We start from the raw sequence: 21,560 nt of genomic DNA on the forward strand, positions 1-21,560 counted from the left end.
TTAACATTTGATCTGTTTGAGTTACAACTGTTTTTCGAAAACGCCCATGCTTTGACCACTCGTCTGCCTGGATCACAATTTGTAAATTCTTCCCAACGAAAAGAACGGGCTTCTCTACACTCCAGGTAGTATTCACTGGAGGCATGACATCATGGCGAACACCATCACGGCTGATGATATTCGGGAACACTTTTCGCAGGCTATGTCGGCGATGTACCAGCAGGAAGTTCCGCAGTACGGCACCTTGCTGGAACTGGTGGCGGACGTTAACCTGGCGGTTCTGGAAAATAACCCACTTTTACATGAACAACTGGCAAATGCAGACGAACTGGCGCGCCTGAATGTTGAACGTCACGGTGCGATCCGCGTTGGCACCGCGCAGGAGCTTTCCACCCTGCGCCGGATCTTCGCCATTATGGGCATGTACCCGGTCAGCTACTACGATCTCTCCCAGGCGGGCGTGCCCGTCCATTCGACGGCGTTTCGTCCGACTGACGATGCGGCGCTCTGCCGTAATCCGTTTCGCATTTTTACCTCGCTGCTGCGCCTGGAGCTGATTGAAAACGTTGCGCTGCGCGAAAGGGCGGCAGAGATCCTCTCCCGGCGCAACATCTTTACGCCGCGCTGCCTGGACCTGATCGACCTGCATGATGTACAGGGACACTTTACCGAGGCACAGGCGCGCGAATTTGTGCAGGAAGCCTTAGAAACCTTCCGCTGGCATCGCCATGCGACGGTCGATCAGGAAACCTATCTGGCGCTTAGTAACGAACATCGCCTGATAGCCGACGTGGTCTGTTTCCCGGGGTGCCATATCAACCATCTCACGCCGCGCACGCTGGATATCGACCGGGTACAGGAGCTGATGCCGAAGTACGGCATTGAGCCGAAAATCCTGATTGAAGGACCGCCGCGCCGCGAGGTGCCGATCCTCCTGCGCCAGACCAGCTTTAAGGCGCTGGAAGAGCCGGTGCTTTTCGCGGGAGAACACAAGGGTACGCATACCGCGCGTTTCGGTGAGATTGAGCAGCGGGGCGTGGCCCTTACGCCGAAAGGGCGCGAGCTGTACGACCGTCTGTTAAATCAGGCCGGGACCGGCAAAGACAACCTGACCCATCAGCTTCACCTGCGCGAGATCTTCAGCACCTTCCCGGACAGCGAAATGTTCCTGCGCCGTCAGGGGCTGGCTTATTTCCGCTACCGTCTGACTCCGACAGGTGAGGCGCATCGCCACGCGTTTCGTCCCGGCGACGATCCGCAGCCGCTGATCGAACGCGGCTGGGTTGTGGCGCAGCCGATCACCTATGAGGATTTTCTGCCCGTCAGCGCGGCGGGGATTTTCCAGTCGAATCTTGGCAATGAAACGCAGGCGCGCAGCCACGGCAATGCCAGCCGCAATGCCTTCGAAGCCGCGCTCGGCTGTGCGGTGTACGACGAGTTTACGCTTTACGAGGAGGCGGAAGCGCGCAGCAAACAGCGTTGCGGTTTGCTCTGAAACCGTTACTCTGCAGGGGTGTGATGGAAAAAGAAGGTTGGTATGGAAAATCCCTCCGCCCCTGTGGTTGAAACGCGCCAGGGCGCACTAATTGGTTCTACTGAAGGCGATACCCATGTGTGGTGTGGCATTCCTTATGCGGCACCGCCGGTTGGCCCGTGGCGCTGGCGCTCCCCACGCCCCCCTGCACGCTGGGATGGCGTGCGTCCGGCGACGGCGTTCTCCGCCTCCAGCTGGCAGAGCAGCGAAAGCTGTCAGGAGCTGGGCGGCGGCGATCCCGGCCAGTTCTCTGAAGACTGCCTGTACCTTAACGTCTGGTCGCCAGCCGTACGCGCCGATCCGCTTCCGGTGATGGTCTGGCTGCACGGCGGAGGATTTACCCTCGGCGCTGGCGGTCTGCCTCCGTATAACGGCAGGGCGCTGGCGAAGCGCGGCACGGTGGTGGTGACAATTAATTACCGTCTCGGACACCTCGGCTTTTTTGCCCATCCGGCGCTGGAGGGGGAAGAAGAACGCGTGGTGCATAACTTTGCGCTGCTCGATCAGATCCAGGCCCTGGAATGGGTGCGCGATAACATTGCCGCGTTCGGCGGCGATCCTGAGAACATCACCGTATTTGGCGAGTCGGCCGGTGCGCGCAGCGTGCTGTCGCTGATGGCTTCTCCGCTTGCGGGAGGACTGTTCCATAAAGCCATTGTGCAAAGCGGGTACACGCTGCCCGACACCCCGCGCGAGCAGGCCATGCATAAAGGCGAAGTGATTGCTGCCCATTTTGGCCTGCAAAATGCCACCGCGGAACAGCTTCGCGCGATCCCGCCTGAGGCGTTCTGGCCGCTGACCTCGCCACTGAATATCGCCCCTGCGCCCATCGTGGGTGACTGCGTTTTGCCTGAGGCCATGCTCGATGTCTTTTTCGCTGCCCGTCAGCATTCAGTACCGGTGATGATTGGGTCAAACAGCGACGAAGCCAGCGTGATGTCGGTGTTCGGGGTCGATCTTGCCGGGCAGATCCAGAAGCTCCGTCGCGAGCGGCGCTTTGGCCTGGGGCTGATCAAGCTGCTTTATCCGGGCGTGAAGGGCGATGAGGAACTCGGCAGGCAGGTTTGCCGCGACATGGCCTTTACCACCATGGGATACGTGGTGATGCAGGCGCAGCAGCGGGCAGGCGGCCTGTGCTGGCGATACTGGTTTGATTATGTGGCCGAAGCGGAGCACGCGACGTATACCAACGGCGCCTGGCACGGTAACGAAGTGCCCTACGTGTTCGATACCCTTGGGCAGGTGGAACCCTCGCGGCAGTATGTAAATGAACGCGATCTGGCCTTCGCCGCTCAGGTGGCGGACTACTGGGTGAGCTTCGCCCGGGATGCGGGAGCACGCGATAGCCTGGTGGGGCCCACGCGCTGGCCCGCCTGCCGGAAAGGCCGGGACGTGTTGTTACGCATCGGTGTGAATAAACATGCAGGTTTTCGGCTTGAAAACCGTTTTATGCGTGCCCGTATGAGCCTCTTCAAACGGGTAATGAAACACCACGTCAGCCTCGACTGAGCAGACAGGCACGAAACGCATCCAGCCCGTTCTCCGGGTCGGGTGCGTCGCGTAACACCAGCCGGTAGCTCGCCCCCGTCTTTATGCTCGTATCATAAGGCCGTATCAGCCGTCCGGCGCGCACGTCCTCCTCCACCAGCGTTTCATCCGCAATGGCGATGCCCAGCCCCTGAATGGCGGCGGTAATGGCCAGATCCATGGTTTCAAAGTGTTGATTTTTGAGCATAGCTGGCGCCGGACGCGGCTGTTTCGCCAGCCACAGCGTCCAGTCCGTTTTGTCCCGCGTGGGGTGAAGGAAGGTGAGTGTTTCCAGCGCAGAACCGGCCCGCAGCGGGCTCATCACCGGGGTTAAGGCCTCTTCGAACAGCAGATCGCCGGCGCTCATGTGCGTTCCAAACACAATCGCCGCGTCATAGGATTCGGTTTTGAAATTGACGTTATGATCGGTGGTAGTGGTCAGCGCAATCTGGAGTTCCGGCTGTTCGCGCTCGACCTGTAACAGACGCGGTACCAGCCAGCGCATCGCGCAGGTAGGCGCTTTCAGTCGAATTACGGTCTGGTGCGTCCGCGCCTGTTCAGCAACGTTAAGCAGGTGCTCAAACGCAGGTTGCAGTTCCGGCAGCAGGGCGCTTCCCTGTGAAGAAAGACGCAGGCCGCGAGCATGGCGTTCGAACAGCGGGAAGCCGAACCAGCTTTCCAGCGAGGCAATTTTGCGGCTTACCGCCCCCTGCGTCAGACAAAGCTCCTTCGCGGCATGGGTAAGATTCAGGTGACGCGCGGTCACGATAAACGTCTCTACGGCATTAAGCGGAAATGAACGACGCGACATATCTCACCTTAGCTATGCGTTTTTGTCATGGCTATTATGACAACAATTCGATTGTCCCGGCAATCAAGTTATTGTTTGAATAGTTATGCATTCACCACGAGAAGGGACAGAGGATGACTTTGAAAACGCCGGTGCAGACCCGCTCCAAATTGCCCGATGTAGGAACCACCATTTTTACCGTTATCGGCCAGCTTTCAGCCCGGCATAACGCCATCAACCTTTCTCAGGGTGCGCCGAATTTTTCCTGCGACCCAAAACTTATCTCCGGCGTCACTCGCGCCATGGAGTCAGGGCATAACCAGTATGCCTCCATGACCGGGCTGCAACCGCTCAGAGAGCGCATCGCGGACAAAATTGCCACGCTCTATGGCACCCGCTATGACCCGGCGAGTGAGGTACTGGTGACCGCCAGCGCCAGCGAAGGGCTTTACTCAGCCATCAGCGGGCTGGTTCATCCTGGCGATGAGGTGATCTATTTCGAGCCCTCCTTTGACAGCTATGCGCCGATTGTCCGCCTGCAGTGGGCGACGCCGATCGCTATTAAGCTGACGGTACCGGATTTTGCCGTGAACTGGGATGAAGTACGCGCGGCTATTACCCCGCGCACGCGGATGATCATCGTCAATACGCCGCACAACCCGAGCGGACAGGTGTTTTCAGCCGCCGATCTGCACCAGCTGGCAGCGCTGACGCGCCACACCGACATCATCATTTTGTCTGATGAAGTGTACGAGCACGTCGTTTTTGATGGCGAACCGCACCATGGGATGGCAACGCACCCGCAACTGGCGGAGCGCAGCGTGATTATTTCTTCTTTCGGAAAAACCTATCACGTCACCGGCTGGCGCGTGGGTTATTGTGTGGCGCCCGCGGAGCTGATGGATGAAATATGTAAGGTCCATCAATTTTTAATGTTCTCGGCCGATACGCCGATGCAGTACGCGTTTGCCGAACACATGACCGATCCGCAAACCTGGCTGTCGCTGGCGGCGTTTTATCAGCGCAAGCGCGATCTGCTGCAAAGTTTGCTCGCCGACTCACCGTTCAGGCTGCTTCCGAGTGCCGGTTCGTTCTTCCTGCTTGCGGATTACAGCGGCTTTAGCGACGAGCGCGACAGCGAGATGGTGAAAAGGCTGATTGTTGAGTACGGGGTTGCCACCATTCCGCTGTCAGCGTTTTATGCCGATGGCACGGACAATAAACTGATCCGTCTCTCTTTTGCGAAAGATGAGGCGACGTTACGGGCAGGTGCCCAGGCCCTTTGTCGGGTTACACCACGTTAAGGAATTTGAGATGAAATTAGGCGCGTTAGTTGTCGGCATAGGACTGCTGTGTTCATTCTCGTCGTTTGCTGCTACCGAGTTGCGATACGGGCTGGAAGCGGAATATCCGCCGTTTGAAAGCCGCAATGCCTCAGGGGAGCTGGAAGGATTTGACGTAGAACTGGGAAATGCCATCTGTAAAGCCGCCGCGCTGAAGTGCAGCTGGGTAGAAACCTCGTTTGATGCGTTGATTCCCGGTCTGCTGGCGAAAAAGTTCGACGCCATAAACTCGGCGATGAACATCACCGAACAGCGTCGTAAGAGCATTGATTTTACCCAGCCCATCTACCGTATTCCCTCCCAGCTTGTGGGTAAAGCTGGTTCTGCGGTAGAGGCCACGCCGGAAGGGCTGAAGGGCAAAACCATCGGCGTTCTCCAGGGTTCAATTCAGGAAACCTACGCCAAAGAGCACTGGGAAAAGCACGGTGTCACCGTGGTGTCTTATAAAGATCAGAATATGGCCTGGGGAGATCTGCTGAATGGCCGCATCGATGCCTCGCTGGTCATGTCAGCGGCCGGGCAGGCAGGTTTCCTCAGCAAGCCGCAGGGTAAAGGGTTTGGCTTTATCGGCAAACCGGTGTCGGACGACACCATCCTCGGCAGTGGGATCGGCTTTGGGCTGCGTAAGGGGGATGAGGCCACCAAAAAGCAGCTTGATGCCGCAATTGATAAAGTACGTGCCGACGGCACGATCGCTAAACTGGCTGATAAGTACTTCCCGGGTATCGATGTCAGCGTAAAATAACCGCCTCGTTGGTCCCGGCTGTTGATGTCCAGCCGGGACATTTTTATACATAACTTTACCCCTTTTTCAGGCCGTTCTGGTCGACAGAAAATATTTCTCGGTTTGTTCAGATAATCACCCGCCAACAATTGGATTCTTAACCGTTTTTGTTTAGGCTGTGCGTTCTTTCTTGCCGTCATTTCGCTGCGCGCGAAACTCATTCACACGACCATAAGGACGTTTTCTCAGGCATGAATCGCAGACGTTTTCTCAAAGGTTCCCTGGCAATGGCTGCCCTGAGCGGCACTTCTGGCCTTGCTTCTCTGTTTTCCCAGGCGGCGTATGCTGCTGACTCCGACATTGCCGACGGTCAGAGCCGTCGCTTTGACTTCTCTGTTCTGCAATCCATGGCGCACGATCTGGCGAAAACCCCGTGGGGCGGTGCGCCGCGTCCGCTGCCGGAAACGCTGGCCACCATGACGCCGCAGGCGTACAACGCCATCCGTTACGATGAGAAACAGTCGCTGTGGAATAACATTGAAGGCCGTCAGCTGGATGCCCAGTTCTTCCATATGGGGATGGGGTTCCGCCGCCGCGTGCGCATGTTCTCGCTGGATCAAAGCACCTCTCAGGCGCGTGAGATCCACTTCCGTCCAGAGTTGTTCAGCTACGGCGATACGGGCGTGGATACCAAACAGCTTGAAGGTCAGAGCGACCTCGGCTTCGCCGGATTCCGCGTCTTTAAAGCGCCCGAACTGGCGCGACGCGATATCGTTTCGTTCCTGGGCGCGAGTTACTTCCGCGCAGTGGATGATACCTACCAGTACGGCCTTTCCGCGCGCGGGCTGGCGGTGGATACCTTTACTGACACCCCGGAAGAGTTCCCGGATTTCACCTCCTTCTGGTTTGAAACCGTTAAGCCGGGCGATACCACCTTTACCGTCTATGCGCTGCTGGACAGCCCGAGCATTACCGGTGCCTATAAGTTTGTGATCCACTGTGAGAAGAGCCAGGTGATCATGGACGTCGAGAACCATCTCTATGCGCGCAAAGACATCAAGCAGCTCGGCATCGCGCCGATGACCAGCATGTTCAGCTGCGGCAACAACGAACGCCGCATGTGCGACACCATTCATCCGCAGATCCACGATTCAGACCGCCTGGCAATGTGGCGCGGTAACGGAGAGTGGATCTGCCGACCGCTGAACAACCCGCAAAAGCTGCAATTTAACGCTTATCTGGATAAAAACCCGAAAGGCTTTGGTTTGTTGCAGCTTGACCGTGATTTCTCCCATTACCAGGACGTCATGGGCTGGTATAACAAGCGACCAAGCCTGTGGGTCGAGCCGCGCAACAACTGGGGTAAAGGATCCATCGCCCTGATGGAGATCCCGACAACCGGCGAGACGCTCGATAACGTGGTCTGCTTCTGGCAGCCGGAAAAACCGGTGCAGGCGGGTGATGAGCTGGACTTCAAATACCGTCTCTACTGGAGCGCGCAGCCGCCGGTGCGTTCACCGCTGGCAAACGTCTACGCTACCCGTACCGGTATGGGCGGCTTCCCGGAGGGCTGGGCGCCGGGTGAAAATTACCCGAAAGTGTGGGCCCGTCGCTTTGCCATCGACTTCGTCGGGGGCGATTTGAAGGCCGCCGCACCGAAGGGCATTGAGCCGGTGATCACCCTGTCCAGCGGTGAAGCGAAGCAGGTGGAGATCCTCTACGTCGAGCCGTTCGACGGGTATCGCATTCTGTTTGACTGGTACCCAACCTCTGACTCCACCGAGCCGGTCGATATGCGTCTGTTCCTGCGCTGTCAGGGCGACGCCATCAGCGAGACCTGGCTGTACCAGTATTTCCCGCCCGCGCCGGACAAACGTAACTACGTTGACGACCGGATCATGCGTTAGTCCTTATGGGTTTGTGCCGGGTGGCGGCTTCGCCTTACCCGGCCTGATCCGGACGCATTTGTTGGCCGGGTAAGCGTTAGCGCCACCCGGTAATTAAGAGGCACTATGTCTTCAGAAATTATCCCCGTAACCCAGGAAATCGAGCTTCGCGCCGTCGAAGAGCGCTATACCACCGATCTGCATAACCTCGTTATTAAAAACAAAACCTGGCTGCAAACCGCCTTCGACTGGGCGCAGCATGCCGGCACTGAAGAGGACACGCGCCGTAACGTGCAGAGCAACCAGATGCTGCACCAGCGCGGCTACGCCAAAATGTTCCTGATTTTCATGAAGGACGAGCTGGTGGGCGTGCTTTCTTTTAACGCGATAGAGCCTGCCAATAAGGCCGGGTACATCGGCTACTGGCTTGACAAAGCGCATCAGGGACAGGGCATTCTCTCTCAGGCGCTACAGGCGTTTATGCGCTATTACGTTGAGCGCGGCGAGATCCGCCGCTTTGTGATCAAATGTCGCGTGGCTAACCATAACAGTAACCGCGTGGCGCAGCGCAACGGTTTTGCGCTGGAAGGTTGTTTGCGGGAAGCGGAAATGCTCAACGGCCGCTTCGATGACGTAAACCTGTACGCCAGGTTATTCCCGCTATAGCGCCCCCAGCAGCGGCGTCCGGGTGATCCGCGTGTCACCGTTGATCACTTTGGCTCCCCGGACGTGAATGCTTTCACCCTCCGGCGCCTCGATCGCCGCATCGTCTGTCATCTCCACCTGATGCTCAATCAGGACATCACCGCTGATACGCGCGCGCCCCTGAATAACGACCTTGTCATCAATCAGGATCGGCCCGCCGCGTAACCACGCCTCGCCACCAATCAATACGTGGTGTTTAATCACGCAGTTACCTTCGACGAGGGCGTTTTCCGCGACCTGTGAACTGTACCGCACGGTCGGGATCGCATCATCCTCTAAACGGGCCAGCAGGCGGGCGTTGCCGTACACTTTGGCGCAGTCGCACACCCAGACGTTATTAAGCGCGTTGCCCTCAAGAATGGCGCGGTCAAACACCTCCGCGCGGTGCTCAACAAAGGCCCAGGTCACCATGGCATCGCCGTAGATTTGCGCCTGATGCACAATACGCGACTGGCTGACCGTGGCTCTGTCGTAAATCTGCAGGATCTGCTCACGGTCGGGTGTCAGCCCTTTGGCTGCAATCACCATGCTGTTATGCAGCACCCGTGCGTCACCCGCGATACGGCATTCCCCGCGTACGGTGGAGTGCTGGATAGTGACGTTGTCACTTATTGCCGCGCCGTGACTCACTTCTGCCGCGTCAAGCCAGCTGTTGCCGCCTACGTGTGCGCGGTGGCTTACGATGCAGGGTTGGGTGAGGCGGGCGTTGCCGGATATCCTGGCCCCGGCAAACACCACGCTGTTTTCATCATAAACCCAGCAATCCCCGTCCTGGGCGAGCGCGTGTTCATCCTCAACCCAACCACCTTTTGTCCCGCTGGTCACATCGTTAAAATCCTTTGCGGCAATAATCTGTCTGAGTAGGGTTGTGCACGGCGTTGATCCGTCCTGCCAGCGCCAGAGACGCGTTTCATTGCCAAGCCTGTATTTTGTCATCGTGTTTTCCCTGAAAAGCCATTCACTAAACGTAGCAAACTTTTGGCGTTTCGAAGTGCTGGCGTCTGCACGTTAAACCCCTTAAAATGGCATTTAAAATACATTTTAAAGTTTAAAAAAAATGCATAACCAAGACCAACGCGTTCTTAACTTGCCCGCCGGTTATTTCGGTATGGTTCTGGGTACCATAGGTATGGGGTTCGCCTGGCGTTATGCCGGTACTATCTGGCCGGTGACGCGCTGGCCGGGCGAGATCCTGGTGGCGCTGGCGGTGGCGATCTGGTTCCTGCTGAGCGTGGCGTTTCTTACCCGTGCGGTACGGTTTCCACATAGCGTGCTGGCCGAGATGCGGCATCCGGTAATGAGCAGTTTTGTCAGCCTGTTTCCTGCCACAACGCTACTGGTGGCCATTGGCTTTGTGCCGTGGTGCCGACCAGTGTCGCTGGTGCTGTTTAGCGTAGGCGTGGTGATCCAGCTTGCGTATGCCGCCTGGCAAAGCGCCGGGCTGTGGCGCGGTAAGCATCCGGAAGAGGCCACGACGCCGGGACTGTATCTGCCGACGGTAGCGAACAATTTTATCAGCGCCATGGCCTGCGGTGCGCTGGGTTTCCACGATGCGGGGCTGGTGTTCCTTGGTGCCGGGGTCTTTTCCTGGCTGAGCCTCGAGCCGGTCATTCTGCAACGCCTGCGCAGCGCGGGCGAACTGCCCGCGGCGCTTCGTACTTCGCTCGGGATCCAGCTTGCGCCTGCCCTGGTGGCCTGTAGCGCCTGGTTTAGCGTCAACGGCGGCGAAGCGGACACCTTCGCCAAAATGCTTTTCGGCTATGGTCTGTTGCAACTCCTGTTTATGCTGCGTCTGATGCCGTGGTATCTGTCGCAGCCGTTCAACGTGTCGTTCTGGAGCTTCTCGTTCGGGGTGTCGGCGCTGGCGACCACCGGTTTACATCTGGGGCAGAGCAGTCCGTCAGGGTTCTTTCATGCCCTCGCGGTTCCCCTGTTTATTTTCACCAACGTCATCATCGCGATGCTGCTGGTCCGTACTTTTATCTTGCTGATGCAGGGCAAACTTCTGGTGCGCGCTGATAAGGCACTGCTAATGCAATCTGAGGAAAAATAATGACTGTCGATGAAAACTACTTTACTGAGAAATATGGGCTGACCCGCACGCACTCAGAGGTCCTGCTCAGCGCGGACATTGTTAAGCCGGGAAAAACGCTCGATCTCGGTTGCGGAAATGGCCGTAACAGCCTCTACCTCGCTGCCAACGGCTATGACGTGACGGCGTGGGATAAAAACCCGATGAGCATCGATAACATCGAGCGCATTAAGGCGGCGGAAGGGATCGCGAATCTGCAAACGGCGATAAAGGACCTGAACAACCTGACTTTTGACGGCGAATATGACTTTATTCTTTCCACCGTCGTGTTGATGTTTCTCGAAGCGAAAACCATCCCTGGTCTTATCGCCAATATGCAGCGTTGCACTAAACCAGGCGGCTATAACCTGATCGTTGCCGCCATGGATACGGAGGATTATCCGTGCACCGTCGGCTTCCCGTTTGCCTTCAAAACCGGTGAACTGAGCCACTACTACGAAGGCTGGGAGCTGATCAAGTACAACGAAGAGGTGGGGGAACTCCACCGTACCGATGCCAACGGGAACCGTATCAAGCTGCGCTTCGCCACCATGTTCGCACGCAAGCCCGCTTAACGCGCGGCCAGCAGACAGAGTTGCAGGGCCGTGCGACAGGAGGCCTCGAACGACGACAGCGGTAAAAACTCAAACTTTGAGTGGAAGTTATGGGCGCCGGTGAAGAAGTTCGGGGTGAGCAAGCCTTTGGCTGACAGGGCCGCCCCGTCCGTGCCACCGCGCATGGGGATCGGTTTTGGGGTGATACCGAGCGATTCCATCGCCTCGAACATCAGGTCGATCGCGCGGCGGTCTTCGCCAATCGCATTGCTGATATTGCTGTAGGTATCTTCAATGCGATACTCCACGTTTGCCGTGGGATGCTGCGCAGCAATCCGCGCTGCCACATCGGCAACTTGCTGCTTGCGGGCGGCAAAACCCTCTTTGTCAAAATCACGAATGTTGGCTTTCAGCACCGCTTCGTTTTGCCCGGCCTGGATGCCGTTAAACCAGATATAACCTTCGCGCCCCTCGGTGCATTCCGGGGTTTGCTGGCGATCGAAATGGCTGATGAAATCCGTTGCCATCAGCAGCGGGTTGACCAGCACCCCTTTGGCGGACATCGGGTGCGCCGTGACGCCGGTAAAGCGAATTTCAGCCGCCGCCGCGTTAAAGTTCTCGTAAACAATTTCCCCCAGCTCGCAACAGTCGATGGTCCAGGCAAAATCGACGTCGAAGCGCTTCAAATCCAGCGCTTTCGCGCCACAGAGACCAATCTCTTCATCGGGCACAAACGCCACCACAATATCGCCATGCTTATGTTCAGCGGTGAGGTTTTCCAGCACCGTCATGACCACGGTGACGGCCGCTTTATTATCTGCGCCTAATACGCTGGTTCCGTCGCTGAAAATAATCTCCTCATCAGGATAAGCCAGAATTTCCGGGTGCTCATTTACGCGCAACCAAATATCTTTTTCTTTATTCAGGCAGAGATCATCTCCCGTAAAGGTTAATATTTGTGGATGAATATCCGGGGATAAACCGACGTCAACGGTATCAATATGGGTAATAAAACCAATCCGCGGCGCGCCGGGAATATTGCCTTTTTTCACGGCGGTAACGGTGGCGAACTCATCAATCACAATATCGTCTAACCCCAGCGTTTCCAGCTCCTTCGCCAGCTCCCGCGCCATGTCGTGCTGGCCCGGGGTGGAGGGCAGGGTTTTGACTTTCGGGTCGCTCTGGCTGGTGATGGCGAGATAGCGGAAAAAGCGTTGGGTTAATTGTCTGGAGAGTTCTGAGCCCATAGTGTTTCCTTCTGTATTTATTTTTCATGTGTTTGCGTCATCACTTTAATGTTATTTATGAAATGGCAAAAGAAGTAATTAGCCGTCGAATTAAAAAGACAGGAATAAATGATGAAAAGCACATTCACAATGATAACGCTGGCGCTTGCTGCGCTGACGGTCAGTTCCACCGTCGCGGCAAAAACGCTGGTGTATTGCTCCGAAGGATCGCCGGAAAATTTCAATCCTCAGCTCTATACGTCGGGGACCAGCGTGGACGCCAGCGCCGTACCGGTTTATAACCGTCTGGTCGATTTCAAACCGGGCACTACCGAACTGGTGCCGAGCCTGGCGGAAAGCTGGGAGGTGAGCGAGGATGGTAAGGTCTACACCTTCCACCTGCGCAAAGGGGTGAAATTCCACAGTAATAAACTGTTCACGCCGACGCGCGACTTCAACGCGGATGACGTGATTTTCTCGTTTATGCGCCAGAAGGATGTGAATCATCCCTACCATAACGTCTCCAACGGCAGTTATTCCAACTTCGAAAGTCTGGAGTTCGGCAACCTGATTACCGCCATTGATAAGGTTGACGATCGCACCGTGCGCTTCACCCTGGCGCACCCGGAAGCGCCGTTTGTTGCCGATCTGGCGTGGTATTTTGCCTCCATCCTGTCGGCGGAGTATGCCGATGCCATGCTGAAAGCGGGCACGCCTGAAAAGGTTGATATGCAGCCGATTGGCACCGGGCCGTTTAAACTGGCGCAATATCAGAAGGATTCCCGCATCCTCTTTACCGCCTTCCCGGACTACTGGCAGGGAAAATCGAAGCTGGATCGTCTGGTGTTCACCATCACGCCGGACGCCTCGGTGCGTTTTGCCAAAGTCGAGAAGAATGAGTGCCAGGTGATGCCGTTCCCAAACCCGGCGGATCTGCCGCGTATGAAGGCTAACAAAGACATCAACCTGATGAGCAAGGCCGGTCTGAATACCGGTTTCCTGGCATTTAACACGCAAAAGCCGCCGCTGGATAACGTAAAAGTGCGCCAGGCGCTGGCGATGGCGATTAACAAACCGGCCATCATTGAGGCGGTCTTCCACGGCACCGGCACGGCGGCGAAAAACCTGCTGCCGCCTGGCGTCTGGAGTGCCGACAGCGAGCTGAAAGACTACGATTACGATCCAGAAAAAGCGAAAACGCTGTTAAAGGAGGCGGGATTTGCCAACGGCGTAAGCATCGATCTGTGGGCTATGCCCGTGCAGCGGCCGTATAACCCGAACGCGAAGCGTATGGCTGAAATGATCCAGGCGGACTGGGCGAAAGTAGGCGTGCAGACCAAAATCGTGACCTACGAATGGGGCGAATATCTGAAGCGCGTGAAGGGCGGGGAGCATCAGGCTGCGCTGATGGGCTGGACAACGGCGACGGGCGATCCAGATAACTTCTTCGGACCACTGTTTACCTGTACGTCCGCCAACGGCGGGTCGAACTCGGCCAAATGGTGCTATAAGCCGTTTGATAACCTGATTGCCGAAGCAAAATCGATAACCGATCGCGAAAAACGCGTGGCGCTGTACAAGCAGGCGCAGCAGATGATGCACGATCAAATGCCGGCGGTTATGATTGCCCACTCGACCATTTTTGAGCCAGTCAGAAAAGAGGTCACGGGCTATGAAATCGATCCCTTCGGCAAACATCTGTTCTGGCAGGTAGATATAAAACAGTAATATTTTTCTGCCCGGATCCCGTCCGGGCACTATTTTTACAATTTGTGCCTTCCCCGTCATTTTTTGCCACAACATTTCCCTCTGTTTTTTGTTATAACTTCAAGTGCATACTTGCAGATAACTCGGAACTCCATCATGCGTACTTCCACTTTTTTTAAAGTTGCAGTGCTTTCTGGCCTGTTGGCCCTTTCTGGCTGTGCGTCAAAAGTCGCAGCCCCCGATCAATATTCAGGCTTTTTAAAAGATTACTCTGACTTGCAGGAGATGACATCAGCAACCGGGAAACCAACCTTGCGTTGGGTCGATCCTTCCTATGATCCGGCGAACTACGACAGTATTATCTGGACCCCGATAACCTATTATCCGACACCAAAGCCAACCACACAGCTTGGGCAAAAAACGCTTGATGAATTGTTGAGTTACACCAATAACACATTAAAAAACGCGATTGGCCAGCGTAAGCCAATTGTGACGACGCCGGGCAAACACAGCCTGATCTTCCGCGGCGCCATCACGGGTGTGAGCTCAGAGAAAGAAGGTTTGCAGTTCTATGAAGTGGTGCCCGTCGCGCTGCTGGTTGCGGGTACGCAGATGGCAACTGGCCATCGCACCATGGATACGCATCTTTTCTTTGAAGGTGAGCTGATTGATGCCGCCACGAACAAACCGGTAGTTAAAGTTGTTCGTAAAGGTGAAGGTAAAGAGCTTGCCAACGAGAACACGCCGTTGGGATTCGCCACACTGAAACAGGTTGTGGATGATATGGCGACCGATGCCACCATGTTTGATGTCCATCAGACAGCAAAATAATAAAAACGGCCTGCATCTACGCAGGCCGTTATTTTATGCCGTCAGCAGGCGGCGGAACCAGGTTTCCGGTTTCGTAAACATCACCATATTTCCCCCTAAAATCAACAGCAGGCCGACGATCCCGTTGATATGCCACACGTAACCCTCGTACACCGTTGAAATCGACAGCGCCACCAGCGGGAACAGCAGGGTGCTGTACGCGGCCTTACCGGGACCAATGCGGCCTACCAGCGTAAAGTAGGCGCCGAAGGCAATCACCGAGCCAAACAGCGCAAGATAGAGCAGCGCCCCCATATAGCTCACCGTCCATTCCGGCATAAAGCTATCGCCCCTGAAGAGAGCGATAAGGCCCATCACGACGGTGCCATACAGCATCGCCCAGGCGTTGGTGGTCATGGTTTCCAGCCCTTTTCGCTGATGACGCATGCTGATCATATTCCCCAGCGAGAAGCCGTAGGTGCCGAGGGCGGAAAGCCCGATGCCCGTCAGCAATGACGCGCTCCAGCCGCTGGCGAGCAGATCGTTCCAGAACAGGGTAATGATCCCGATAAGCCCCAGCGCTGCCGCCGTCCAGAAGCGTGCGGGTGGACGCTGGCCGAAGAAGATAAAGCTGTTGATGGCGTTATACAGCACGGCCATCGAGAAAATCACCGACTCAAGGCCGGTATTGATATGGGCGGCGGCGGTGTAAAAGCACCAGAAGTTGAAACAGAAAACGCAGCAACCCTGAAGCATGCAATAGAGATGATCCCGCAGCGCCAGCCTGCGCAGGCGACGAAGGGCGACCAGGACGATCATCATCGTGGCGCTGGCCACGGCGAAGCGCCAGAAAATGGAGACCGGCGCTGCAACCGGCCCCTGTTGTAAAAAAATGGCGATCCAGGTCGTGCCCCAGATAACAACAACCAGCCCATAGAGTAATGCGTTCATGGTGTCTCTCTTCTCATACCGCGGAAAACAACAGTGTGGCGAAAGAAGGGGGCCCCGGCTTTCATCGCCTTGCGCCGGACTTGCAAATTCTTGCGCTTTTTTCTCGCACAATGGCTGGTAACAGGCTGCAACACTTCTTAGACTGACAGTCTGATTAATCACCTGTTTACGGCCATGTCTCTCGTTTACGACACCTTTGAAACGTTACGCCAAAAAAATGCAGTGCTGCGGGAAACCGTCGCGCTCAATACTGGCATTCAACTGGCGGCGTGGTACAACAAGCACGACACGATCACCGTGAAAAGCAACCATCACACCCTTAGCCTGTACGTGGCGGATGGCTATGAAAGCTATCAAAAAACGCCGGGTGGCTGGAAAAATGGCGGTGGGCCGGACCGTTTTTGTCTGATGCCGGAAGAGAGCGAATCCACATGGGATATTCGTGATGACCTGTCGTTCGTGCACCTCTACTGCACCGATGAACACCTGCGGGACGTGGGGGAGAAAATCTGGGATAAACGACCGCTATCGCTGACGCTGGAGGAAAAAATCTTCGGCAGCGATCCGAAAATCACCGCCCTTTATCGCCAGTTTTTGCTCGGCTGCGACTGGCAGCAAAACGCCAATCAGCTCACCCTGAGCACTGCGTCGACCTTATTACTGACGCATTTGGTCCAGCACTATTCCAGCGTCCAGTGGAAGTTACCGGTGGTCACCGGCGGGCTATCGCCGTTTGTGCTGCGCAACGTGCTGGCCTTTATCGAGGAAAATCTGGCGCAACCTTTAACGCTTGCGGAACTGGCGGGCCAGGCCGCACTCAGTGAGTATCACTTTGCGCGGATGTTCCGCCAGTCGATGGGGCTGGCGCCGCATCAGTACGTCATGCAGCGCCGCATGGAGAAGGCCAAAGCGCTGATTCAGCACACGACCACGCCGCTCACCGACATCGCGCTGGCCTGCGGATTTAACTCCGCCAGCCATTTCAGTAACCGTTTTCGCAGCATGACCGGCATCACGCCGTCACAGCTACGCGCGGCGAAGGCGTGAGAAGACAGCGTAACAGATCCCACCCAGCACCAGCCCCCAGAAAGCGGAGCCAATTCCCAGGAGCGTGACGCCGCTGGCGGTCATCAGGAAGGTGACGATCGCCGCGTCGCGCTCTGCTTCATGATTCAGTGCCTGATACAAACTCCCGCTGATAGTGCCGAGCAGGGCCAGCCCGGCCAGCGTCTGGATGCCGCTCAGCGGCAGGGCGGCCATCAGCCCCGAAATCGACCCGCCGAACACCCCCGCCAGCAGATAAAACCCGCCTGCGGCCGCCGCTGCCAGCCAGCGTTTACTGGCATCCGGGTGGGCGTCCGGGCTCTGGCAGATGGCGGCGGTGATGGCGGCGATGCAGATGGAATAGACGCCGAAGGGGGACAACAGCAGCGCCAGCCCGCCGGTGGCAACGATCAGCGGTGAGACCGCCAGCGGATAGCCCGATGCCTGCATGGTGGCGAAGCCGGGCGCATTCTGCGACGCCATGGTCACCAGGAAGAAGGGTAAGCCGATGCTGATCAGGCTGGTGAAGGTGAACGCAGGGGCAATGAACTCCGGCATGATCAGCGATAACGTCATTTTATTCGTGACAAGGTCACCTCCAGCCCAGGCCACGAACACCCCCACCAGCAGCGTGGCGACAATGGCGTACCGGGGCGCTACGGCTTTAGCCACCAGCCAGGCGGCCAGCATACTGCCGCAAAGAAGCACGTGTCCCTCAAGATTGCTGAATGCCTTCAGGCCAAACTGTAAGAGCACGCCTGCCAGCATAGCGGCGGCAAGCGAGTGCGGGATCAGTTTCATCAACCGGGCAAACAGGCCAGTGACGCCGCACAGCAGAATCAGCGCATTCGCAAATATAAATACCCCTATGGTTTCCGCCAGCGTCACGCCTTGCAGGCTGGTGGCGAGCAGCGCCGCGCCAGGAGTCGACCAGGCGGTCAGCACCGGGGCTTTATACCACCACGACAATGCAAGCGTGCTGATCCCCATCCCGAGCCCCAGCGCGGTCATCCATCCGGCGATTTGCTGTGTACTGGCGCCCGCCGCCGCAGCCGCCTGCCAGATAATGGCGGCAGAGCTGGCGTAGCCCACCAGAACGGCAACAAAACCAGCCAGCACGGCAGGAAAGAGAGAGGCAGTCGATCGCATGTGAACTCCGTTGTGCGTTATAACGTCCGGGATAAGGTATCACTGTGCGCTATAGCGTACAAGTGGTATGCTTTGCTGCAACGGGAGGAACTATGGATATCACTCAACACCTGGCAACCACACTGAAAGCGCTGCGTCAGGCGCGGGGCTGGAGCCTGTCGAAACTGGCGGAAGAGACGGGCGTGTCGAAAGCGATGCTTGGGCAAATCGAACGCAATGAGTCCAGCCCGACGGTCTCAACCTTGTGGAAAATTGCCACCGGGCTGAACGTACCTTTTTCGGCGTTTATCACTCCAGAGAGCGAACCGCAGGCGGTGTTCGATCCGCAGCAGCAGGCGATGGTGGTGAAACCGCTTTTCCCCTGGGATGAACAGCTTAAGTTCGACCATTTCTCCATCACCCTGTCGCCCGGCGCGCTGAGTGAGTCCACGCCGCACGAAGCCGGGGTGATTGAACACGTGGTGGTGATAAGCGGTGAGCTGGACATGCAGATTGACGGTGTCTGGCGCACTCTATACGCTGATTCCGGCGTGCGTTTTGCCGGCGATAAACCGCACGCGTACCGTAACAGCAGCACCCGGACGGTGCATTTTCACTCTCTGATCCATTATCCCCGCTAAAGCGTTGCAAAACGGTTTCACTGGCACAGACTTCTGACTACAATAGCCGCCATTTTGACCATAACGGATAACGACGAAGTATGCGCCTGCACCCCCATCATCTTGAACTGCTAAGCCCGGCCCGCGACGCCGCCATTGCCCGTGAAGCCATTCTTCACGGTGCGGATGCCGTCTACATTGGCGGCCCAGGCTTCGGTGCCCGTCATAACGCCAGCAATAGCCTGCGCGACATTGCCGAACTGGTACCGTTCGCCCACCGTTTCGGGGCGAAGGTGTTCGTGACCCTGAACACCATTCTTCATGATGATGAGCTGGAGCCCGCGCAGCGTCTTATTACCGATCTCTACCAGACCGGCGTTGACGCTCTGATCGTTCAGGATATGGGTGTTCTGGAACTGGATATCCCGCCAATTGAGCTGCACGCCAGCACCCAGTGCGATATCCGCACCGTTGAGAAGGCGAAGTTTCTTTCAGACGTCGGGTTTACGCAGATTGTTCTGGCGCGTGAGCTGAACCTGAACCAGATCCGCGATATCCACCAGACCACCGACGCGACCATTGAATTCTTTATCCACGGTGCGCTTTGCGTGGCCTATTCCGGGCAGTGTAATATCTCTCACGCCCAGACGGGGCGCAGCGCTAACCGCGGCGACTGCTCTCAGGCCTGCCGTCTGCCGTATACCCTGAAAGACGATCAGGGCCGCGTGGTGGCATTCGAGAAACACCTGCTGTCGATGAAAGATAACGATCAGACGGCAAACCTCGGCGCGCTGATCGATGCCGGCGTACGCTCCTTCAAAATTGAAGGCCGCTACAAGGATATGAGCTACGTGAAAAATATCACCGCCCATTATCGTCAGATGCTGGATGCCATCATCGAGGATCGCGGTGACCTGGCGCGCGCGTCCGCCGGTCGTACAGAGCATTTCTTTATTCCGTCGACGGACAAAACGTTCCACCGCGGCAGTACGGATTATTTCGTTAATGCGCGCAAAGGGGATATTGGCGCGTTCGATTCACCGAAGTTTATTGGTCTGCCGGTGGGTGAAGTGCTGAAAGTGGCGAAGGATCATCTTGACGTTCAGGTTACAGAGCCGCTGGCGAACGGCGATGGTCTCAACGTGATGATCAAACGTGAAGTGGTTGGTTTTCGCGCCAATACGGTGGAGAAAACCGGCGAAAATCGTTATCGCGTCTGGCCGAACGAAATGCCTGCCGACCTTTACAAAGCCCGCCCGAATGCGGCGCTGAACCGTAACCTGGATCACAACTGGCAGCAGGCCTTGCTCAAGACCTCCAGCGAGCGTCGCATTGCGGTGGATATCGCGCTGGGTGGCTGGGAAGAGCAGCTGATCCTGACCATGACCTGCGAAGACGGCATCAGCGTAACGCATACGCTCGATGGCCTGTTCGAGGTGGCGAACAATGCGGAGAAAGCGCTTAGCAACCTCAAGGATGGCGTAGCGAAGCTCGGGCAGACCATTTATTATGCGCGCAATATTGAGGTGAATCTGCCGGACGCGCTGTTCGTGCCGAACAGCCTGCTGAACCAGTTCCGCCGTGAAACGGCTGAGATGCTGGATGAAGCACGCCTGGCAAACTATCCGCGCGGCAGTCGTAAGGCCGAAGCGGTGCCTGCGCCGGTCTACCCGGACACGCATCTCTCTTTCCTTGCGAACGTTTACAACCACAAAGCGCGTGCGTTTTACCATCGTCACGGCGTGCAACTGATTGACGCCGCGTATGAAGCGCATGAAGAGAAGGGCGATGTGCCGGTGATGATCACCAAACACTGCCTGCGGTTTGCCTTTAACCTTTGTCCGAAACAGGCGAAAGGGAATATTAAAAGCTGGAAAGCGACGCCGATGCAGCTGGTGAATGGCGATGAAGTACTGACGCTGAAGTTTGACTGCCGTCCGTGTGAAATGCACGTTATCGGCAAGATGAAGAATCACATCTTCAAAATGCCGTCTCCGGGCAGCATTGTGGCCTCCGTCAGCCCTGACGATTTGATGAAGACCCTGCCGAAGCGTAAAGGCAGCTAACCCGCAGAGTGGGTATCCGGTTTGCGCGATTTCTGCCAGGCATGGTGCTCGCGCAACCCCTCCGCAGACTCCTCTGCCGCGCTACGTAACTCGTCGCTGTCAGCTTCATGACGAAGCTGATGGTCGGCGTTTTTCACGTAAAGAAATTCATGTCCTTTGTGCTCCGCCATAATCTGCCCCGAGAACAGTGCACTAATCAGCAGCAGTAGCGAAAAGCCTTTTCTGAACATCTTTTACCCCCGAAAATACGCTACGGTCATCGTAGGGATAATTTCATAGAGTAATTATTCGACTCTTTAAATTTGAGAAAATAGACTGTCAAAAATTGTGGTCGCCATAAAACTTACTTAAGACTATTCTTAAAAGCAATATCGCCGTTGTAAACTCCCATTTCTGGTATGCAAAGAGAAGCTAGATTTATTGGGAAATCATTTACAATAAGATTTTTCTGGCTAAGGATTGGATCGAATAAATGAAAAAAATAATCGTGCTATCACTTCTGGGCGTAGTGGTTGCGGTGGGTGCTGCGGCCAGCATCTATTCAAATGAAGAACCAGAATATATTCAGTCAGCAAAAAGCCGTGTCGGATCGTATTTAACCAGCGATTACGGACGTGTCGAATGTAATAGCACCCAGGTAAGTGAAGATCGCTGGGAGCTGGGCTGTACCAATAAGGCGAGGGGCAAAACCTTCCAGTTCGCTGTTTACCCATCCGAGCAGGCGCCGTATGGGGTCTCTCGTGCGTTTTATCTCGAAGCGATTAATGATGATGCCCGCCAGAGTGCAGAGCAGGGGCTGATGCGTTATCTGCAAATTAATACCAAAGCGGGTTAATCGATTCGTTTATGCTTCGTTGAGGCTCACAGTGGTAGA

At 56.2% G+C, this 21,560-nt stretch carries 20 protein-coding genes; 14 read left to right on the top strand and 6 right to left on the bottom strand.

From position 1 onward, the window contains the following. Positions 1 to 151 precede the first annotated feature (151 nt). Both HWQ15_RS19230 and HWQ15_RS19235 read left to right on the top strand, forming a co-directional pair. A complete protein-coding gene (locus tag HWQ15_RS19230; protein WP_022648074.1) occupies positions 152 to 1,495 on the top strand; it encodes a VOC family protein in 1,344 nt (447 codons plus the stop codon). Positions 1,496 to 1,537: 42 nt separating this feature from the next. Beyond that, on the top strand, positions 1,538 to 3,043 hold the full coding sequence (locus HWQ15_RS19235; protein WP_063148863.1) for a carboxylesterase/lipase family protein: 1,506 nt from the start codon (positions 1,538 to 1,540) through the stop codon (positions 3,041 to 3,043). Here the strand turns inward: HWQ15_RS19235 and HWQ15_RS19240 are convergent. Beyond that, complete coding sequence (locus HWQ15_RS19240) at positions 3,030 to 3,872, bottom strand: LysR family transcriptional regulator (RefSeq protein WP_063148864.1); 843 nt, start codon at positions 3,870 to 3,872, stop codon at positions 3,030 to 3,032. The genes HWQ15_RS19235 and HWQ15_RS19240 overlap by 14 nt on opposite strands. A 113-nt stretch (positions 3,873 to 3,985) precedes the next feature. On the opposite strand from HWQ15_RS19240, the gene HWQ15_RS19245 reads away from it, so the two are divergent. The 4 genes from HWQ15_RS19245 to rimL all read left to right on the top strand — a co-directional run bounded on the left by HWQ15_RS19245 (position 3,986) and on the right by rimL (position 8,470). Then, positions 3,986 to 5,155: a pyridoxal phosphate-dependent aminotransferase gene (locus HWQ15_RS19245; RefSeq protein WP_155019806.1), complete on the top strand. Its 1,170-nt coding sequence runs from the start codon at positions 3,986 to 3,988 to the stop codon at positions 5,153 to 5,155. A 10-nt stretch (positions 5,156 to 5,165) separates the two neighbouring features. Continuing rightward, the gene (locus HWQ15_RS19250) at positions 5,166 to 5,939 is read left to right on the top strand and encodes an ABC transporter substrate-binding protein (protein WP_063148865.1); all 774 of its coding nucleotides are present in this window, start codon (positions 5,166 to 5,168) and stop codon (positions 5,937 to 5,939) included. Between the two features lie 230 nt (positions 5,940 to 6,169). After that, positions 6,170 to 7,825: a glucan biosynthesis protein D gene (locus HWQ15_RS19255; protein WP_032622222.1), complete on the top strand. Its 1,656-nt coding sequence runs from the start codon at positions 6,170 to 6,172 to the stop codon at positions 7,823 to 7,825. A gap of 105 nt (positions 7,826 to 7,930) precedes the next feature. Beyond that, a complete protein-coding gene (gene rimL / locus HWQ15_RS19260; protein ID WP_063215920.1) occupies positions 7,931 to 8,470 on the top strand; it encodes a 50S ribosomal protein L7/L12-serine acetyltransferase in 540 nt (179 codons plus the stop codon). On the opposite strand, the gene ydcK is transcribed toward rimL, so the two are convergent. After that, the gene (ydcK, locus tag HWQ15_RS19265) at positions 8,465 to 9,445 is read right to left on the bottom strand and encodes a YdcK family protein (RefSeq protein ID WP_063148866.1); all 981 of its coding nucleotides are present in this window, start codon (positions 9,443 to 9,445) and stop codon (positions 8,465 to 8,467) included. The two genes, rimL and ydcK, sit on opposite strands and share 6 nt — an antisense overlap. A gap of 121 nt (positions 9,446 to 9,566) precedes the next feature. On the opposite strand from ydcK, the gene tehA reads away from it, so the two are divergent. After that, positions 9,567 to 10,562, top strand: coding sequence for a dicarboxylate transporter/tellurite-resistance protein TehA (tehA, locus tag HWQ15_RS19270; protein WP_063148867.1), 996 nt, complete (start codon positions 9,567 to 9,569; stop codon positions 10,560 to 10,562). Next, on the top strand, positions 10,562 to 11,155 hold the full coding sequence (gene tehB, locus HWQ15_RS19275) for a tellurite resistance methyltransferase TehB (RefSeq protein ID WP_063148868.1): 594 nt from the start codon (positions 10,562 to 10,564) through the stop codon (positions 11,153 to 11,155). The genes tehA and tehB overlap by 1 nt, the downstream gene beginning before the upstream one ends. Here tehB and pepT read toward each other — a convergent pair. Then, positions 11,152 to 12,381 carry a peptidase T gene (gene pepT, locus HWQ15_RS19280; protein ID WP_063148869.1) on the bottom strand — a complete coding sequence of 410 codons (1,230 nt, stop codon included), beginning with the start codon at positions 12,379 to 12,381 and terminating at the stop codon, positions 11,152 to 11,154. The genes tehB and pepT overlap by 4 nt on opposite strands. Positions 12,382 to 12,492: 111 nt before the next feature. Between pepT and HWQ15_RS19285 the strand changes: the two genes are divergently transcribed. Next, complete coding sequence (locus HWQ15_RS19285; RefSeq protein WP_046621579.1) at positions 12,493 to 14,088, top strand: ABC transporter substrate-binding protein; 1,596 nt, start codon at positions 12,493 to 12,495, stop codon at positions 14,086 to 14,088. A gap of 135 nt (positions 14,089 to 14,223) precedes the next feature. Continuing rightward, positions 14,224 to 14,898, top strand: a complete 675-nt coding sequence (locus HWQ15_RS19290; protein ID WP_022648086.1) for a DUF3313 domain-containing protein — start codon at positions 14,224 to 14,226, stop codon at positions 14,896 to 14,898. A gap of 33 nt (positions 14,899 to 14,931) precedes the next feature. Here HWQ15_RS19290 and HWQ15_RS19295 read toward each other — a convergent pair whose 3' ends face one another. Next, entirely contained in the window at positions 14,932 to 15,828 is an 897-nt protein-coding gene (locus HWQ15_RS19295; RefSeq protein WP_063148870.1) for a DMT family transporter, read from the bottom strand. Between the two features lie 174 nt (positions 15,829 to 16,002). Between HWQ15_RS19295 and HWQ15_RS19300 the strand changes: the two genes are divergently transcribed. Next, the gene (locus HWQ15_RS19300; RefSeq protein ID WP_022648088.1) at positions 16,003 to 16,875 is read left to right on the top strand and encodes a helix-turn-helix domain-containing protein; all 873 of its coding nucleotides are present in this window, start codon (positions 16,003 to 16,005) and stop codon (positions 16,873 to 16,875) included. Here HWQ15_RS19300 and HWQ15_RS19305 read toward each other — a convergent pair. Beyond that, on the bottom strand, positions 16,855 to 18,021 hold the full coding sequence (locus HWQ15_RS19305) for a benzoate/H(+) symporter BenE family transporter (protein ID WP_063148871.1): 1,167 nt from the start codon (positions 18,019 to 18,021) through the stop codon (positions 16,855 to 16,857). The genes HWQ15_RS19300 and HWQ15_RS19305 overlap by 21 nt on opposite strands. 92 nt (positions 18,022 to 18,113) lie before the next feature. Between HWQ15_RS19305 and HWQ15_RS19310 the strand changes: the two genes are divergently transcribed. Both HWQ15_RS19310 and HWQ15_RS19315 read left to right on the top strand, forming a co-directional pair. Next, positions 18,114 to 18,641 (top strand): helix-turn-helix domain-containing protein, encoded by a 528-nt coding sequence (locus HWQ15_RS19310; protein WP_023300084.1) that lies wholly within the window; start codon positions 18,114 to 18,116, stop codon positions 18,639 to 18,641. An 80-nt stretch (positions 18,642 to 18,721) separates the two neighbouring features. Further along, positions 18,722 to 20,686 carry a U32 family peptidase gene (locus tag HWQ15_RS19315; RefSeq protein ID WP_022648091.1) on the top strand — a complete coding sequence of 655 codons (1,965 nt, stop codon included), beginning with the start codon at positions 18,722 to 18,724 and terminating at the stop codon, positions 20,684 to 20,686. Here HWQ15_RS19315 and HWQ15_RS19320 read toward each other — a convergent pair. After that, positions 20,683 to 20,916, bottom strand: coding sequence for a DUF2554 family protein (locus HWQ15_RS19320; RefSeq protein ID WP_022648092.1), 234 nt, complete (start codon positions 20,914 to 20,916; stop codon positions 20,683 to 20,685). The two genes, HWQ15_RS19315 and HWQ15_RS19320, sit on opposite strands and share 4 nt — an antisense overlap. Before the next feature lie 242 nt (positions 20,917 to 21,158). On the opposite strand from HWQ15_RS19320, the gene HWQ15_RS19325 reads away from it, so the two are divergent. After that, a complete protein-coding gene (locus HWQ15_RS19325; RefSeq protein ID WP_015570547.1) occupies positions 21,159 to 21,521 on the top strand; it encodes a hypothetical protein in 363 nt (120 codons plus the stop codon). The last annotated feature ends 39 nt before the right edge of the window (positions 21,522 to 21,560 follow it).

This window comes from Enterobacter sp. DSM 30060 (assembly GCF_013375955.1).
GTDB lineage: Bacteria > Pseudomonadota > Gammaproteobacteria > Enterobacterales > Enterobacteriaceae > Enterobacter > Enterobacter intestinihominis.

Coding starts and splice junctions, on each gene's coding strand:
- HWQ15_RS19255 (WP_032622222.1), top strand. CDS start 6,170: ATGAATCGCAGACGTTTTCTCAAAGGTTCCCTGGCAATGGCTGCCCTG.
- HWQ15_RS19295 (WP_063148870.1), bottom strand. CDS start 15,828: ATGAACGCATTACTCTATGGGCTGGTTGTTGTTATCTGGGGCACGACC.
- HWQ15_RS19230 (WP_022648074.1), top strand. CDS start 152: ATGGCGAACACCATCACGGCTGATGATATTCGGGAACACTTTTCGCAG.
- HWQ15_RS19245 (WP_155019806.1), top strand. CDS start 3,986: ATGACTTTGAAAACGCCGGTGCAGACCCGCTCCAAATTGCCCGATGTA.
- tehB (WP_063148868.1), top strand. CDS start 10,562: ATGACTGTCGATGAAAACTACTTTACTGAGAAATATGGGCTGACCCGC.
- ydcK (WP_063148866.1), bottom strand. CDS start 9,445: ATGACAAAATACAGGCTTGGCAATGAAACGCGTCTCTGGCGCTGGCAG.
- HWQ15_RS19235 (WP_063148863.1), top strand. CDS start 1,538: ATGGAAAATCCCTCCGCCCCTGTGGTTGAAACGCGCCAGGGCGCACTA.
- HWQ15_RS19285 (WP_046621579.1), top strand. CDS start 12,493: ATGAAAAGCACATTCACAATGATAACGCTGGCGCTTGCTGCGCTGACG.
- pepT (WP_063148869.1), bottom strand. CDS start 12,381: ATGGGCTCAGAACTCTCCAGACAATTAACCCAACGCTTTTTCCGCTAT.
- HWQ15_RS19240 (WP_063148864.1), bottom strand. CDS start 3,872: ATGTCGCGTCGTTCATTTCCGCTTAATGCCGTAGAGACGTTTATCGTG.
- HWQ15_RS19325 (WP_015570547.1), top strand. CDS start 21,159: ATGAAAAAAATAATCGTGCTATCACTTCTGGGCGTAGTGGTTGCGGTG.
- HWQ15_RS19315 (WP_022648091.1), top strand. CDS start 18,722: ATGCGCCTGCACCCCCATCATCTTGAACTGCTAAGCCCGGCCCGCGAC.
- HWQ15_RS19250 (WP_063148865.1), top strand. CDS start 5,166: ATGAAATTAGGCGCGTTAGTTGTCGGCATAGGACTGCTGTGTTCATTC.
- HWQ15_RS19320 (WP_022648092.1), bottom strand. CDS start 20,916: ATGTTCAGAAAAGGCTTTTCGCTACTGCTGCTGATTAGTGCACTGTTC.
- HWQ15_RS19310 (WP_023300084.1), top strand. CDS start 18,114: ATGGATATCACTCAACACCTGGCAACCACACTGAAAGCGCTGCGTCAG.
- HWQ15_RS19290 (WP_022648086.1), top strand. CDS start 14,224: ATGCGTACTTCCACTTTTTTTAAAGTTGCAGTGCTTTCTGGCCTGTTG.
- rimL (WP_063215920.1), top strand. CDS start 7,931: ATGTCTTCAGAAATTATCCCCGTAACCCAGGAAATCGAGCTTCGCGCC.
- HWQ15_RS19305 (WP_063148871.1), bottom strand. CDS start 18,021: ATGCGATCGACTGCCTCTCTCTTTCCTGCCGTGCTGGCTGGTTTTGTT.
- HWQ15_RS19300 (WP_022648088.1), top strand. CDS start 16,003: ATGTCTCTCGTTTACGACACCTTTGAAACGTTACGCCAAAAAAATGCA.
- tehA (WP_063148867.1), top strand. CDS start 9,567: ATGCATAACCAAGACCAACGCGTTCTTAACTTGCCCGCCGGTTATTTC.